The sequence below is a fragment of the Bartonella doshiae NCTC 12862 = ATCC 700133 genome (assembly GCF_000278155.1).
GTDB classification, from domain to species: Bacteria; Pseudomonadota; Alphaproteobacteria; order Rhizobiales; family Rhizobiaceae; genus Bartonella; species Bartonella doshiae.
Window position 1 is genome coordinate 589,100 of record NZ_JH725094.1, and the last position, 15,784, is coordinate 604,883.

The 15,784-nt window shown below is 38.1% G+C and carries 10 protein-coding genes and 1 pseudogene; all 11 read right to left on the reverse strand.

All coding sequences use genetic code 11. The features are described from left to right. Positions 1–28: 28 nt before the first annotated feature. Complete coding sequence (locus MCS_RS02605; RefSeq protein WP_004855341.1) at positions 29–1,285, reverse strand: glutamate-5-semialdehyde dehydrogenase; 1,257 nt, start codon at positions 1,283–1,285, stop codon at positions 29–31. A gap of 45 nt (positions 1,286–1,330) precedes the next feature. Further along, a complete protein-coding gene (gene proB / locus MCS_RS02610; protein WP_004855343.1) occupies positions 1,331–2,470 on the reverse strand; it encodes a glutamate 5-kinase in 1,140 nt (379 codons plus the stop codon). A 14-nt stretch (positions 2,471–2,484) separates the two neighbouring features. Next, positions 2,485–3,498, reverse strand: a complete 1,014-nt coding sequence (gene obgE / locus MCS_RS02615) for a GTPase ObgE (RefSeq protein WP_004855347.1) — start codon at positions 3,496–3,498, stop codon at positions 2,485–2,487. 88 nt (positions 3,499–3,586) lie between these two features. Beyond that, the gene (locus tag MCS_RS02620) at positions 3,587–4,315 is read right to left on the reverse strand and encodes an RlmE family RNA methyltransferase (protein WP_004855350.1); all 729 of its coding nucleotides are present in this window, start codon (positions 4,313–4,315) and stop codon (positions 3,587–3,589) included. Between the two features lie 32 nt (positions 4,316–4,347). Next, entirely contained in the window at positions 4,348–5,655 is a 1,308-nt protein-coding gene (locus MCS_RS02625) for a Ppx/GppA phosphatase family protein (RefSeq protein WP_004855353.1), read from the reverse strand. Positions 5,656–6,063: 408 nt separating this feature from the next. Next, on the reverse strand, positions 6,064–6,684 hold the full coding sequence (locus MCS_RS02630; protein WP_004855357.1) for an invasion associated locus B family protein: 621 nt from the start codon (positions 6,682–6,684) through the stop codon (positions 6,064–6,066). Next, positions 6,681–10,202 carry a Vomp family autotransporter gene (locus tag MCS_RS02635; RefSeq protein WP_004855361.1) on the reverse strand — a complete coding sequence of 1,174 codons (3,522 nt, stop codon included), beginning with the start codon at positions 10,200–10,202 and terminating at the stop codon, positions 6,681–6,683. Before MCS_RS02635 ends, MCS_RS02630 begins: the two co-directional genes overlap by 4 nt. A 444-nt stretch (positions 10,203–10,646) precedes the next feature. Beyond that, a pseudogene (locus MCS_RS08615) lies at positions 10,647–11,690 on the reverse strand (YadA-like family protein); the annotation flags it as partial. Positions 11,691–11,786: 96 nt separating this feature from the next. Beyond that, complete coding sequence (locus MCS_RS02645; protein ID WP_004855368.1) at positions 11,787–12,092, reverse strand: hypothetical protein; 306 nt, start codon at positions 12,090–12,092, stop codon at positions 11,787–11,789. Between the two features lie 11 nt (positions 12,093–12,103). After that, entirely contained in the window at positions 12,104–12,445 is a 342-nt protein-coding gene (locus MCS_RS02650; RefSeq protein WP_004855373.1) for a hypothetical protein, read from the reverse strand. A 584-nt stretch (positions 12,446–13,029) separates the two neighbouring features. Continuing rightward, positions 13,030–15,784 (reverse strand): Vomp family autotransporter (locus tag MCS_RS02655; RefSeq protein WP_154645801.1); only part of this gene is annotated, 2,755 nt, incomplete at its 5' end.

The following is a 15,784-nucleotide window of genomic DNA, read 5'->3' on the forward strand; positions in this document are numbered from 1 at the left end:
CGATCTTTCCATGGCAAAAATAGCTTTCTCAAGGTCTAATCTGTCCATTTCCTTTAATATGATACTGAAATGAAGTCAGTTGCTCAACACCTATGGGACCACGTGCATGTATTTTCCCTGTTGCAATACCAATTTCTGCTCCAAAACCAAATTCACCCCCATCAGCAAACTGCGTAGATGCATTATGAAGCAAAATAGCTGAATCTAAATCATTAAAAAATTTCTCTACCACTTTCATATCCTCAGCAATAATCGATTCAGTATGTCCTGATGAATAACGCTTGATATGAGCAATGGCTCCCTCAACACCCTCAACAGTCTTAACAGAAAGAATTGCATCAAGATATTCATGTGACCAGTCTTCTTCACATGCCAATTTTACATCTGACATATGAAGAATGATGTCTTCTGTTGCACGAATTTCACAACCCTCCTCCTGTAATGCAACAAGGACAGGAAGAAACTTTTTTAATGCTTGTCGGTCAATAAGAACTGTCTCAACAGCTCCACATATCCCTGTACGCCTCAATTTCGCATTCAGAACAATATCATGTGCCATATTTAAATTTGCTGATTTATCAATATAAATATGACAAAGCCCTTCTAAATGTGCAAAAATTGGAATACGTGCATCAGACTGAACGCGTGCAACAAGACTCTTGCCCCCACGAGGCACAATCACATCTATTGCTCCATCCAATCCCTTGAGCATTTCTCCAACAGCACCGCGATCAGTAGTTCCAACCATTTGAATAGCATCTTTGGACAAACCAGATTGCTCCAAACCTTTTACCAGTGCTAAATGAAGTGCTTGAGCAGAATGAAAGCTATCCGATCCACCACGCAAAATAGCAGCATTTCCAGCTTTTAAACACAAAGCACTCGCATCAATGGTAACATTTGGTCGACTCTCATAAATAATACCAATGACACCAAGAGGTGTACGGACACGACGAATATGAAGTCCATTTGGACGTATCCACTCGCTCATCACTTGTCCAATAGGATCAGGCAAACAAGCAATTTTATAAACACTGTCTATTATTGCATGCAAACGTGACTCATCTAGCTTCAATCTATCAACCATGGCTGCTTTCAAATTATTCTGAACAGCATTTTCTAAATCTTGACAATTCGCTTGTAAAATTTCATCTGATTGAGCCTCTAGACTTAAAGCGATCATTTTCAATGCATTGTTCTTTTGCTCAGAAGAAGCAACAGCTAACGCTGCAGCGGCATAGCGTGCTTTTTGTCCCATATCTTTCATTTGTTCTTCTAAAGTCATCGTAACATCCACTCTGCCAAAACAATAAAAACAAAAGTAACTTTTTTAAACAGTATTGAACAAGTAGCGTACAATCATATCATTACGATGCACCATCGCAGAGCGTGCCTCATACCCAAGAATAGCTTCAATATCTTCACTTTTATGTCCCATAATGCGTACAGCTTCATCTTTGTCATAGCTTACAAGTCCACGCGCAATCTCAACTCCATCTGTACCAACAATTGCAACCGTATCCCCACGCTGGAAATTTCCCTCAACGCCAATAACCCCTGCTGCTAATAACGATTTTCCTGTTTCAAGAGCCCTAATGGCTCCTTGATCAATCGTCAAAACACCAGATGGATCTAAATGACCAGAAATCCATGTTTTCCAAGCATTGACAGATTTCTTACTTGCCGCAAAAAAACTCTTGCGTTCACCTTTGTCAATTGCAGCAAGGGGATTCATACGCTTGCCTGAGGTGATAATCATCGCCGTTCCAGCAGCATTAGCTATTTTTCCGGCCTCAAGCTTAGTCTTCATTCCTCCCCGTGAAAACTCTGAAGCAGCAACATCTGCCATTTTTTCGATATCATGCGTAATGGATGCAACAAAAGGTATAAATTCAGCCGTAGGATCACTATGGGGAGACTTTGTATAAAGACCATCAATATCGGATAAAAGTATTAAAAGATCTGCCCTCACCATTGTTGCCACACGTGCAGCTAAACGATCATTATCACCATAACGAATTTCAGTTGTTGCAACAGTATCATTCTCATTAATAACAGGCACAGCTCCCAAATATAAAAGCATCTCAATCGTTGCACGTGCATTGAGATAACGCCTTCGCTCCTCCGTATCAAATAAAGTGAGCAAAATTTGGCCTGTTTTGAGCCCATGTTGAGCAAGCGCATCACCATAGGTTTTTGCTAACTCAATTTGCCCCAAAGCAGCACATGCCTGACTTTCTTCCAATTTCAAAGCGCCCTTAGGAAGCTGTAGCAATGTCCTTCCTAAAGCAATAGCGCCCGAAGACACCAATAATATCTCTACGCCTCCTTTGTGTAATTCAACAACATCATTGATCAAGCTTTTAAGCCATTCAACGCGTAAACCTGTCTGGGGATCAACCAAAAGCGCAGATCCAATTTTGACCACAATGCGTTTATAATGCGCAAGCTTTTGCAATCCAACAGCCATCTTAATCAACCCTACTATCCCCTATCACTATCCTCTTTACGTGCCATTTCAATAATATGTGCACCAGCCCGCAGCACATTGTCTAATCCCTCACGACTAACCGCAGAAAACATCATAACAGATCTACCCGTTTTTCTTTGCAAAGCCTCCTGTTTGGCTTTACACTCCTCAATCGTAATTGTATCTATCTGACTTAAAGCAATAATTTCAGTCTTATCACTCAGATTATTTCCATAGGCCTCAAGCTCATAACGAACAGTCTGATATGCTTTTACGACATCTTCTTCTTGAGAAGAAACCAAATGGAATAAAACACGACAACGTTCTACATGCCCTAAAAAACGATCTCCAATTCCTACACCTTCATGTGCCCCTTCAATTAGACCAGGAATATCAGCCAAAACAAATTCACGGGTATCAATACGTGCAACACCAAGATTAGGATGCAAAGTGGTAAAAGGATAATCTGCAATTTTTGGTTTTGCCGCCGTTACTGAAGATAAAAAGGTTGATTTTCCAGCATTTGGCAAACCAATAAGCCCCGCATCAGCAATTAACTTCAAACGTAACCATAACGTGCGCTCTTCTCCAGCTTTTCCTGGATTTGCACAGCGAGGTGCCCGATTCGTAGAAGTTGTAAAATGAAGATTCCCAAAACCACCATTTCCCCCTTTTGCAAGACGGTAACGTTGTCCAACTTCCGTTAAATCACAGATTAACGTTTTATTATCTTCTTCAAAAATTTGCGTTCCAACCGGTACTTTAAGAATAATATCATCACCCTTTTCTCCAGTCATGTTCCGACCTTTGCCATGCCCTCCTGTTTTTGCTCTAAAGTGCTGCTGGTAGCGATAATCAATCAACGTATTTAGTCCATCAACAACGAGCGCCCAAACGTCACCACCGCGTCCCCCATTACCACCATCAGGCCCCCCAAATTCTATGAACTTTTCACGACGAAATGATACCGCACCGGCACCTCCATTACCAGAACGAATATAGACTTTAGCTTGATCAAGAAATTTCATAGGAAACGCTCACTGAGGAATCAATTCCTCTACCTCTATAAGCAATGCATTTATTTTACCAGTTTTTCATTATTTATAAAAGAAAAAGCTATTGCTGTCCTTCCGTTTTCCCCTTAAAGTCAAGCGCTAAAAGATAAAGCTCTACAGATTCTGCTCGACTCGCAGGCGGTTTAACATGATGAACTGTTTTAAAATTCTGTTTTAATGTAGTAAGAAGACTGTTTTCTGCTCCCCCTTGAAAGGCCTTTGCTAAAAAAACTCCCCCAGGCTTAAGAACGGAAAGAGCAAAATCAGCCGCAACTTCACATAGATAAATTGTTCTTAAATGATCCGTCTGACGATGCCCTGTTGTTGGGGCTGCCATATCAGAAAGAACCACATCAGGCTTTGTCCCTAAAGCGTCAATGAGTTTCTGCGGAGCATTTGCATGCAGAAAATCCATTTCCAGCATAACAACTCCAGGTAATGGATCAACATGTAAATAATCAATACCAACTACACTGGGCTGTTCATTACTTGACCCAACAATACGTACAGCCACCTGGCACCATCCACCTGGAGCCGCTCCCAGATCAATGATCTTTTGTCCTTTTTTGAGAAACTTATAGCGCTCATTAATTTCTATTAATTTATAAGCAGCGCGTGAACGATAACCATCCACTTTTGATTGATGGACATAAGGATCATTCAGATGCCTCTCTAACCATCGCCGTGATGATGCTTTAATAGTTCCTGCTTTCTTTTTTACACGCTGATATAATTCATGTGATCCTGAACCACCATATCCACCTGTTGGTGTTTTTGTCGTTTTTTTCATCGTTACCCATTATCTCCATATTTTGATAACTGCTAGCGCCTGAATCCTCTCCTTTTCATACGACGACACCATACACCATCGCGCAACATTAGCTCTATCAAAATTCCTTCTCTCACTCCACGGTCAGCAACTCTTAAACGCTGACTGGGCCAAACTTCTCGAATAACATCTAAAATTGCACAACCAGCTAAAACTAAATCAGCTCTCTCTTGTCCAATACAAGGATTTGTTATGCGTTTTTTTACGTCCCATGACAATAGACGTTTTGTCATAAGGGTAATATCTGCATCTCTCATCCAAATACCGTCAACTTGTCGCCGATCGTAACGTTCTAAATTAAGATATATTCCTGCTAAAGTCGTAATTGTACCAGAGGTTCCCAAAAGATGAAACCGCGAACTCTGTGCTAAAGCCCCTAATTTATGACGATCTGAAAACTTATTTAAAAAAAACCGTACATAACTTTTCATCTTTTCAAAATCGTCTAAACTCACCTCTTCTCCCCCAAAACGCTCAGCAAGAGTAACAACACCAACAGGAAGAGAAGTCCAAGCCGTAATCTGTTCAGCTAAACGTAAAGAACGTTTTTGAGAAACATCAAGGAGTACAATTTCCGATGATCCTCCCCCAATATCAAAAAGTACAACTGCATCGGTATTTGGCTCAACGAGTGTACCGCATCCTGAAACAGCAAAACGGGCTTCTGTTTCTCGATCAACAATTTCTAATTCAAGTCCCGTCTCTTCCAAAACACGTTGAATAAAATGTTTACCATTTTCTGCCAAACGACAAGCTTCCGTCGCAACCAAACGATAATGCTTAATATGCCTTTGTTTTAACTTTAAATGACAAATCTTTAATGCCTCAATTGTACGATCCATCGCTTGTGTATTAAGAAAGCCATTATTTACTAAGCCTTCTCCCAATCGTACAATACGTGAAAAAGCATCAACCACTCGAAAACAGCCAGGTTTACCAGGTGTTGCTATAAGCAGACGACAATTATTTGTTCCTAAATCAAGTGCTGCATAAAGAGGCTCAGATTTTGACTGAGAGAACTGTGAAGAAGAAGAAGTTTTTTGACTTTTTGTTTTTTTTATACCTACAACTATTCGACTGTGGAATTCACAAGCTGTTTCCGATTGAACCAGCACCTGTTTCTGTTCCCAACATCTTTTTACCTGCTGTTTCTTTATACCAATAGAATTGGCACACGGTCCTGTTTGTAATAATGCATGATGATTATTTTTATTGCCAATATGATGATCACACAATTTCTCTACTCTAGCATTCTCTGCTCTTCCTCGCTTTGACTCTTTTGAAGTACAGTCTGGAGTCATTTTTCCTTATCCCTTGAGTATTCTCCCCTCAATAAATAAAAACGAGAAATTTTCTCTTCTTTTTATTACTAAAGCTAACGTAACCATGTTGCACAAACTCACCAATATCAAGAAAACACTCTTTATTTTCTATCATAAAGATATTCTATGCCCGCATTATCTAGATGGTTGCAGAATTTTTGAGGTATTTCCGCAAAGTCATATTTCTTTTTATGGACTCGAAACTATAAATTAATCGTTTACATTCATATCCATTTTTATAACTTTCTAGCTTTTCTTTATATAACTAACATTGAATGAAACATATCTAAAAAACTGTCTTATAAAAGTAAGATGGTATTCTAAGATACTCTCTGAATATCATTTTCTCTGTATCTACAAAATACTTGCTAAAAGCTACACAGTAGTCTACCGTTGTAAAGAATAAAGTGCGGCACTCAGTCCTTTAAATGGTACAATAAAAGAAAATGTCTTTCCCTCTTTTAGCTTGTAAGAAATGCGTACTTCCTTCCCCTGCTCTATCTGTTTACTTAAAATTGGTCCTACAGGAGATTGTCCCAAACAAACCATTTGATTACATTGCCTATAATCAATGAGGACAGGCTTCTTAATGCCTTCTACAAACATGCGAATAGGAAAATTTGTATCAGCATTTGGCAATGCTCGAAAAAGCATTACTGCTTGACCATTTTTCGTAGAAGCAAGAGACCAACTAAAAATAGTGTTATCTTTTTCATCACGGACGGTTTGCGTTACATTACATATACCTTGCCTAATACTTTGCTTAACGTCTTTCTTAAACTTTTGTTTTTCATCGCAAATCAAAGTCCAATGATAAAATTGCATAATAATTCGACGTGTTTCACCAGGAGCCCCACTTGGAATAGACAAATGAGGTGGGTGTATTGTATAAACACTCTTATCTTCATCTGCAAAACCTTCGCCCTTACCCAATAAGATAAGGGTGAATAGAATTTTTATCCAGATGTTTCGTTTTCTTATAATAATATTAGTTTTTTTCTTTATCATCTCAGCTTCAGAGTAATTCCTGCTCCTACTCCCCAATGACCACCAGCACTCGTTGCAGAAAGATTAGAGCGGATTTTTCCGTTTTCAGATGTATAACCAGCACCAAGAGCAAATGCGGATTGTCCACGCCATGTGCCACTACCAAATGAGATACTCAAAGATCCTGGGTCGTCGAAGTAACGTAGGTTGGATACTGCTAAACCAATGGCTGCTGCTTGCCTTGCCTCTTTGCGTACACTATTAATGTCATAACTTAAAATATTAAACTTCATATCTGTATATTGCTGAGACTGATCAACAGCATCATCAATGGCATTAATAACGATATTATTCACCCGTTGATCTGTGTAATGCTTTGTTTCATCAAGAACGATCTTCATCTGCTGCTCAGTGTAATCATGCAGTTGACCACCATTAACAGCTTCTTTCGAACCTTTTTCAATGCGCCCATCAGCAACATTATCAATCATAACAGGTTCGCTTTCATTCCCACCTTTTAGAGTGATCTTATTGGTCTTTTTACCATCAGCATCTTTATCATAGTTAACTGCACCATCAGAAAGATTATTAACCGTGTTCTCAATATTATCAACTCTGTTTTCAATATTGAAAACCGTTTCACCAATATCCGTAACCGTAGTGGAAATATTGTCGACTCTGTTGGTAAGATGCTTAACATCTTTTTCAACACCCGTAACACGTTCGTTGGTCTGCCAAAGCTGTCCGCCATTGATTGCATCTTTTGAACCTTCTGCAATTTTACCATCTGCTACATTGATAATCTTACTTTGTTGACCATCATGGCTAGCGTCATAGGCTTTTTTCTGCTCATTCCAATTTAAACCATTAGATGAAACATTGTTTTCGACATTTTGAATGCGGTCGTTTATCTTGGACATACTCTCATTCACGCCGTCAAAAGCACTCTCTACATCATTATGTCTCTTCTTCCCACCAGAGCTACCGTCATTATTGAATTGCGCTATCTTAAAGGTAGGAGCAATCCATTTTCCATCCACATATCCAGCACCACCACCAAAATACGCAGCAAGCTGATTACTCATCAAATAAAGTTGCGAACCATTCACAGCATCTGTTGAGTTAGCAGAAATATCTCCATTGGCAAGAAACTTAATTTTGCTATTGGTTTTTTCCTCTCCATGTTGTGCTACAAATGCCTCTTCTTCCTTGCTCCACAACAAGGCATCCCCTTTGACTTCTTGAGTAATATTATTGATTTTTTGTGTAAAATCATTTGTCACATTTGTTAAATGATCATTCACATTCTTTACATTTGCATCAAGCCCACTCAAAGCTGAGCCAACATCATAGTAGTTAGCTTTTGCTATCTTACCATCTTCAACAATAACAGATAAACTATATTTTGGTCCTTTAAAAGCACCATTCTCGAATGAGGCATCACCACCAAAGTAGTTTGCTATAGCTCCAGATATTTTATTAATCTGACTACCATTGATGGCATCATTCGACCCTTCTGCAATTCTACCAGCTTGTACATTATGGAGAGCAACTGGTGCCGTAGTCTTATCACCACCCAAAGTCACACTATTATAATTAATGGTGCCATCTGCATTTTTATCATAGAGAACTGCAAAGTTATTTGCTTCTTTAATGACCTTAATACTGTCCGTGATATCTGCAATTTCACCATCAAGTTGTTTTTTATTAACGGCCTCATCATCCTTAACTGCTGCTTTCACACCAGAAATTGTTCTCTCTCCACCTGATTTGTTTGCAATATTAATCTCTGTACCATCTATTTCCTTACCGATGGTGATACGATTTGTCTCTTTTTCTCGCTTAACAAGGCTATTGCTTTTTATGGTGTCAACAACATCTGCAATTTGACCATCAAGCTGTTGTTTATTAACAGCGTCATTATTGTTTACAGCCGCCTTCACACCGGAAATTATCCTATCTTCACCCGATTTGTTTGCAACATTGATTTCAGAACCACCTGTTGCTATACCAATGGTGATACGCCCTTCTTCTCCACCATTTTGCTTAACAAGACTATTTCCTGTTATTTGATTTTTTATCTCTTGTAGCTGCGCAAAATTCACTGCATCATTAGGGTCTTCCCCGGCTGCCACTCCTGTAATCTGTTTATTGCCAGCATCAATACCATCCACAGTTATTCTAGCCCCATCAGCAAACATAATGCCATCATCACTCATAGAGCTTCTTCCAGCGGTAACTCGCTTCACTGTAATATTATCTGCTAGATCAAATTTTACATTATTGTCTTCCGCACCTTTTGTAATCGTAAGGTTGTCACTTGCAGCTGACAAATCTACCGTATCTTTTATACCAATGGCTTTAGCATTTTCACCCCCAACAGATAGTGTCCAACCTTGGTCTACGTATGATTGTAACGTTTTTAGCTGTGCAACATTAACGGCATCATGCAATTCAGTACCAGCTGCCACTCCTACAATCTGGCGCGTTTTCTCTGATTTAGCATCACCAACACTCACCACACCTAGCGTACTTTTCCATGCAAAGTTGTCAGACTGTGAAGGACCTTTAATGTAAGGATCATAACCGATAGCGCCAGCAGCAACATCAGCCACAGACTCGCTCCCAATCGCAACCCCTGAATCTACATTCACTTTTGAATAAGCACCAAAAGCTACAGATTTCACACTGTTCGCCTTAGCACGATGTCCAACAGCAATTGATTCTTCGCCCGTCGCTATTGTACGTCCCTCAGGGGGGATCGGGTTATCAGCCCATCTACCTTCACCACCTATTGCAATACTTTTTTTACCTACAGCGTACGCCAAATGACCTACAGCAACAGTAATGCTATTATCCACCTGCGCACCATAACCAACAGCAACCGAATCTACGGCGTTTACTGTTATTTTGGCACCAAGAGCAGTAATATCACTACTATTATGGAGTTTTTCGGACTTTGTTATATCATTACCAAATATGACATTAGTACCCTGTACGTCACGTTGCATGCCTGTATCGCGCTGCATTCTAGCCATAGATTCATTGCGCGAAGGATTCAATGCATCAATAATCGCTGTATTCTCACCATCCTGTGAACTGATGATCAATTTTTTATATTGCCCGCCTGTATCTAATGTTCTTTCCAATGAGTTTTTGCCATCTGCCCTCAAAACATTCACAATAGGATCATCATTACTTATACCAGAAAGGGTTTTGGTTAAAAAATTTGCATTGTCATCAGAAGCGTCAACTTTTGGCATTATTGCCACATTCAATGCTGTTAAATAATTTTCCTTATCACCATCATAGTAATCATACGCAGAGACAATGCTTTGCGGATAAAGCACAGCGGCATTCTTCATACTTTCAAGAGATGCTTTTGTTAAATCGAGATTTGCTGAAAAAACAGGAGAAGCATTCGATAAAAACAATGCCACCGCAGTTCCCAACGAAGCTGCTTTAAACAATGATGATCGATAATGTGAACAAGAAAAACTCAAATCACGCAGATTTTGTGTAGTATATAATTTTTTCATAATCCCCCCTCATAATAATAGATTAAAACACAAAAAAGGTATGCTCTAGAACTCTAAAGTTTTCCTATTTCCCTTGCGTGTTCCTGCTTTTACAGCGTGTTTTAGGACATAAATAAATTAAGACATAAGCTGTTGTTTCTACAGCGCTTTTAGAGAGTAATTAGGGACAGGTTCGTGAAAGTCAATTTAAGGAAGGTAAAAAAAACACTTAATATTAGAATTGATTTCATTTTTCTATCAAAGGTTGTGTGTCGTTTTTAGTTTTGACCTCTTTGAAAGAGATATAATTTTTGTGCCTATTGATCATCCGTTTAGACATCAATTTATTTTTCGTGAATAAGATTTTTTATTTGATTAGAGGATTTATGAAAGCTTTTTACTAAAATGCCCCTGTTTTGATGAAGCAGGGGCAAGGAGCATCTTTAAGAAAAGTTTTTTGCTTCTCTAGTTCAGTGTTAAATTAAGCCAACACCTACACCCCAATCACCACCAGAACTCGTTGCAGAGAGGTTGGAGCGGTTTTTTCTATCCTCAGAAGAAATAACCAGCACCTAAAGCAAATGCAGATTGTCCGCTCTATAAGCCGCTACCAAATGCAAGGCTTAGCTTTCCAGGTGTATCATTGTAACGTAAATTAAACACTGCTAAACTAAAAGCTGCGGCCTGTTTTTTTCTTTCCGTACATTTTCTATGCTATAATTTAAATTCTATGCGACAATTCAAAGCCTCGGACTTCATGTTGGTATAGTTGTTAACACGTTCAACGGCATCATCAATAGCATCGATAACGATATTGTTTACACATTTATCTATGTAGTGCTTTGATTGATCAAGAACGATCTTCATCTGCTGCTCAGTATAATCATGGAGCTGACCACCATTTACAGCTTCTTTCGAACCTTATTCAATGCGGCCATCAGCAACATTATCAATTATAACAGATTCACTTTCGTTGTTACCTTTCAGAGTAGCTTTGTTGACTTTTTTGCCATTTTCATATTTAGCCAACCATCAAAATAAGCAGCAAGTTTATTGCTCATGATATAAAGATGGTTGCTCTTAATAGCATTCGTTGAACCTTCAGCAATCTCACCATCTAAAAGATACTTAAGCTTGCTGTTTGTCTTCTGTCCATCTTTTTCATGACGTGCAACAAATGCCTGTTCTTCATCATCTCATAATAAAGCATCTTTAGAGACACCTTCAATTTTCTGCTTAAAGTTATTGGCTACATTTGTTAGACGATTATTCATACTTTTGACAGCCCTGTCAAAGCATTACCAACATCATGATAGTCCGCTTTTTCTACCTAAACATCTTTAACAATAACAGATAAACTATATTTTTGACCTTTAAAGGCCCCATCCTCGAATGAGGTACATCACCAAAGTAACTGGCAATATCTCCATATATTTTATTAATCTAGCTACCATTGACAACATCATGCGAATTTTCAGAAATTTCTCCATCTTTGACATTATAGGAAGCAAAGCTATTCGCTTCTTTTTTGTAATTTTGAAATTTTCACTTCCAGAAGAAAAATCTACTTCTTGGTTTATAAGAACAGCTTGAGTATTTTTACCGTCAACAGTCAAAAGAAAAATTTCTACCAGATGCTACCCCTACAATCTGTCGGTTTTTTTGCTCAGAAAAATCATTCATGCTAACAGTACCAAGTGTACTTTTCCATTGAGGTTTTTCACTTTCTTTAATATACTGTAAGAGAGGGCTATATCCCACAATACCCTTAGAAATATAAACTATAGAGTGAGCACCTAAAGCTACACCTGTCTCTACCTTTGCCCTTGAATAGAACTCTATAGACAAACTTTTCCGACTTGTTGCATATGCACGATGTCCAAAAGCGCTTGCACCGTGTTTCATAGACATAGAAATACTCTCTACGTTTTAGTATGTTCCTCTGGTTTGTTAGGAGATACTTCAAAGCCTATCGCTAAAGCGCTAGTAGCACTGGCTTTAGCAAAAATCCCTCCTATAGCAATAGTATCCTGATGTGTAGCTGTAGTCTTCGATGTTGGACAAAGAGCAGTAGAATCCTTACCACTTTCTTGTTCTCTGTTACTAACAGTATTAGTATCATAATTTAAGATATCAACTTTAGATCTAGAGCCTAAAACATCCCCCTTATCGATATTATGTGCTTGCATGCCTTCAGCACCGACAGTTACAATAGGAACCAATGCCGTTGAATAATAATCGAATGCTTGATGTTGCGCAGACATAGAAACAGAACCATTAACACCATCTCCCTTACTGCTACACTAGAGCTTGCAGAAGAAACATTCGATAAAAGCGAAATTATTGCAATTTTTATGGCCCCACTTTAAGTAAATTTTGCATTGAATATAAGTTTTTCATAACGCCCACAATAAAAAACTAATAACATATTAAAACATCAAAAAGACATATTTATACTGAAGGAATAATATAGGATTTTCTTACTTTTAAAATGATTTCTGATTTTAAGAAGTATCAATATTGTTTTGAATATTTGTAAACGCTTCGAGTCAAAATGATTTGCCATAATTGTTTTATAACCTTTCTTACTTTAGAGTACATTTCTCTATAGTATGGTTACCAATAGACTAATCTACCATATTTATGATTTATAGAAGATATAATTAAACAGCAAAAAAATTTTCATTATCTACTGAGAGATATATCTCCGTAATACTTTTACCAACTGTATTTAATGATGTGTTCTGTAAAAACATTTGCACTCTTTTACGTCTATAAAAAGCATTTCACCCCTGCCTAATACGACAAGGGTGAAAAAAAGTTTTGTTAAGGTATTTCGTTTCAATGATTAGTTCAGTGTTAAACTTAATCCTGCTCCTATGCCCCAATGACCTCCTGAACTGGTAACAGATAAATTAGAACGGATATCCCCTTTCTCTGATGTATAACCAGCACCAAAAGCTATTGCCGATTGGTTGCGCCATAAACCACCACCAAATGCGACACTTAGTTTTCCAGGTGTATCATTGTAGCGTAAGTTAGACACTGCTAAACCAATAGCTGCCGCTTGCCTTGCTTCTTGACGTACACTGTTAATGTCATAACTTAAAGCTTCAAACTTCATATCGGTATAGTTGTTAGCGCGTTCAACGGCATCGTCAATCGCATCAATAACGATATTGTTTACCCGTTGATCTGTGTAATGCTTCGATTCATCAAGAATGATTTTCATCTGTTCTTGCGTATAATCATGGAGCTGCCCACCATTTACCGCTTCTTTCGAACCTGTTTCAATGTTACCATCAGCGACATTATCAATCATAACAGGTTCACTGGCATCACCACCTACTAATGTGATTTTGTTGGTTTTTTTGCCATTTCTATCTCTGTCATAACGAACAGCATCTTCAGCAATGTCGTTAACCTTATTCTCAATATTGATAACTGTATCACCAATATCACCAATCGTATTCGAAATATTGTCAACCCTCTTATCAAGAATCTCAACATGATTTTCAACATCCGTAATACGCTCATTGGTTTTCCAAAGCTGACCGCCATTAACTGCATCTTTCGAATTTTCTGCAATTATACCATCAGCTACATTGATAATCTTACTTGGTCGACCACCATGACTCGCATCATAGGCTTCTTTATCTTTGTTCCAGTGTAAAACATCTGAATCAATATTATTTTTGATCTCATTAATACGATTATGTATGTTTACCATCCCGCTATTAACACCATCAAAAGCATCAGCAACATTATTATACGTCTTTTCACCAACAGTACCATTTGCACTGAATTGTACAATCTTAAAATCAGGAGCTGTCCATTGCCCATTCTCATACTTAGCACCACCACCAAAATAATTAGCAAGCTGAGTACTCATAAGATAAAGCTGGTTACCAGTAATTGCATCGGTCGAGTTAGCAGCAATTTTACCATCTAAAAGGAACGTAAGTTTACTCTTTGTTTTCTCTCCACCTTTTTGATGAAGTGCAACAAATGCCTGATCATCTTCACTCCAAAGTAAAGCATCTTTAGAGAGACCCTGAATTTCCTCAGTAAAATTATTAACTACATTTGTGATACGGCTATTTACACTTTTGACATTATTATCAAGCCCTGTCAAAGCTGAACCAACATCATAATAATTAGCCTGTGCTACCTTACCATCTTCAACAATAACAGATAAACTATATTTTGGCCCGCTAAAGGTACCGTTATTAAATTTTGCACCACCACCAAAGTACTTTGCAATATCTGTAGATATTTTATTAATCTGGCTTCCATTAATTGCATCATGCGATGCTTCAGAAATTCCGCCATCTTTTACATTCAGGAGAGCAACTGGTCCAACATTTTCCTTACCTCCCAAGGTTACACTGCCATAATTGATACCACCATTTGCATCTTTATCGTATAGAACTGCAGCAGCACTTGCTATCTCAATATCTTTAGAAATCTTCTCTATGCTTTTATCAAGTTGGTCTTTGTTAACAGCTTCATCGCCCTGCTCAGCTGCTTTTACACCGGAAATAGAACGCGCTATCTTGCCATATCCTGCAATATTGATTTCAGTACCAGCTGTTTTCGCACCAATGGTGATAATATTTGATACACTGTCTTGTTGCACAAGATTATTTTCTTTCATGTCAATAATCTTATCATCAATATTCTTGATAGAAATATTCACACCAGTGAAAGCATCCGTAACATTATGATATGCCTCATTATTAATAACAAAGGTTGGTGCTATACCTTCAAGTACATCCGTACTACCACCAAAATATTCCGATGTATTTTGAGCAATTGTTGTCAGCTCATTGGTAATATTCTGATTAATGGTAAAGAGCTGCGAACCATTTACTGCTTCAGTTGATGCTTTAGAGAGTGTTCCGTCTTTCACATCGGAAATTGTACGAGCATCACCATTCTTATTTGCAATACTGATTTTTGTACCACCGGTTGCTTTACCAACAGTGATAAGACCTTCTTCTCCATCCTGCTTAACAAGACTATTTTCTGTTATATTAGTGATTTGATTGTGAATTGCACTAAAAGTATCGTTCACACCTTCAAAAGCATCAGCAACATTATCATAAGGCTTTTTGATAGCGCCATTAGCATTAAATTGGATAACCTTGAAGATGGGAGCATGCCATTCTCCTTCCTCATCATATCCAGCACCACCACCAAAATAATTAGCAACGTCATTTATCGCATTAATGAGATGATTATTAACATGCCTGATATTCATATCAAGCCCTGACAAAGCTGATCCAACATCATTATATTCCCGATGTTCGATTTCCTGACTATTTTCATCAATAGTAGTTATCTGATATCTCGGTTTTCTAAAAACACCATTCTCAAATTTTGTACCACCACCAAAAAATTCCGCTACCTTTTGGGATATCGTATTAATCTGGCTACCATTGATAGCGTCATGCGATTCTGCAGAAATATCTCCATCTTTGACATTACGCAGAGCGACTTGTCCGTCAGTTTTTCCACCACCCAAAGTCACACTATTATAATTAACAGAATCGTCACTGTTTTTATCATAGAGAACTGCAAATTTATCCATTTGATTAATA

What these genes read in the sequence shown, in the direction of transcription:
- MCS_RS02605 (WP_004855341.1), bottom strand. Translation starts at nt 1,285, where the DNA reads ATGACTTTAGAAGAACAAATGAAAGATATGGGACAAAAAGCACGCTAT.
- MCS_RS02645 (WP_004855368.1), bottom strand. Translation starts at nt 12,092, where the DNA reads ATGTCTATGAAACACGGTGCAAGCGCTTTTGGACATCGTGCATATGCA.
- obgE (WP_004855347.1), bottom strand. Translation starts at nt 3,498, where the DNA reads ATGAAATTTCTTGATCAAGCTAAAGTCTATATTCGTTCTGGTAATGGA.
- MCS_RS02620 (WP_004855350.1), bottom strand. Translation starts at nt 4,315, where the DNA reads ATGAAAAAAACGACAAAAACACCAACAGGTGGATATGGTGGTTCAGGA.
- MCS_RS02630 (WP_004855357.1), bottom strand. Translation starts at nt 6,684, where the DNA reads ATGATAAAGAAAAAAACTAATATTATTATAAGAAAACGAAACATCTGG.
- proB (WP_004855343.1), bottom strand. Translation starts at nt 2,470, where the DNA reads ATGGCTGTTGGATTGCAAAAGCTTGCGCATTATAAACGCATTGTGGTC.
- MCS_RS02625 (WP_004855353.1), bottom strand. Translation starts at nt 5,655, where the DNA reads ATGACTCCAGACTGTACTTCAAAAGAGTCAAAGCGAGGAAGAGCAGAG.
- MCS_RS02635 (WP_004855361.1), bottom strand. Translation starts at nt 10,202, where the DNA reads ATGAAAAAATTATATACTACACAAAATCTGCGTGATTTGAGTTTTTCT.
- MCS_RS02650 (WP_004855373.1), bottom strand. Translation starts at nt 12,445, where the DNA reads ATGTCTGCGCAACATCAAGCATTCGATTATTATTCAACGGCATTGGTT.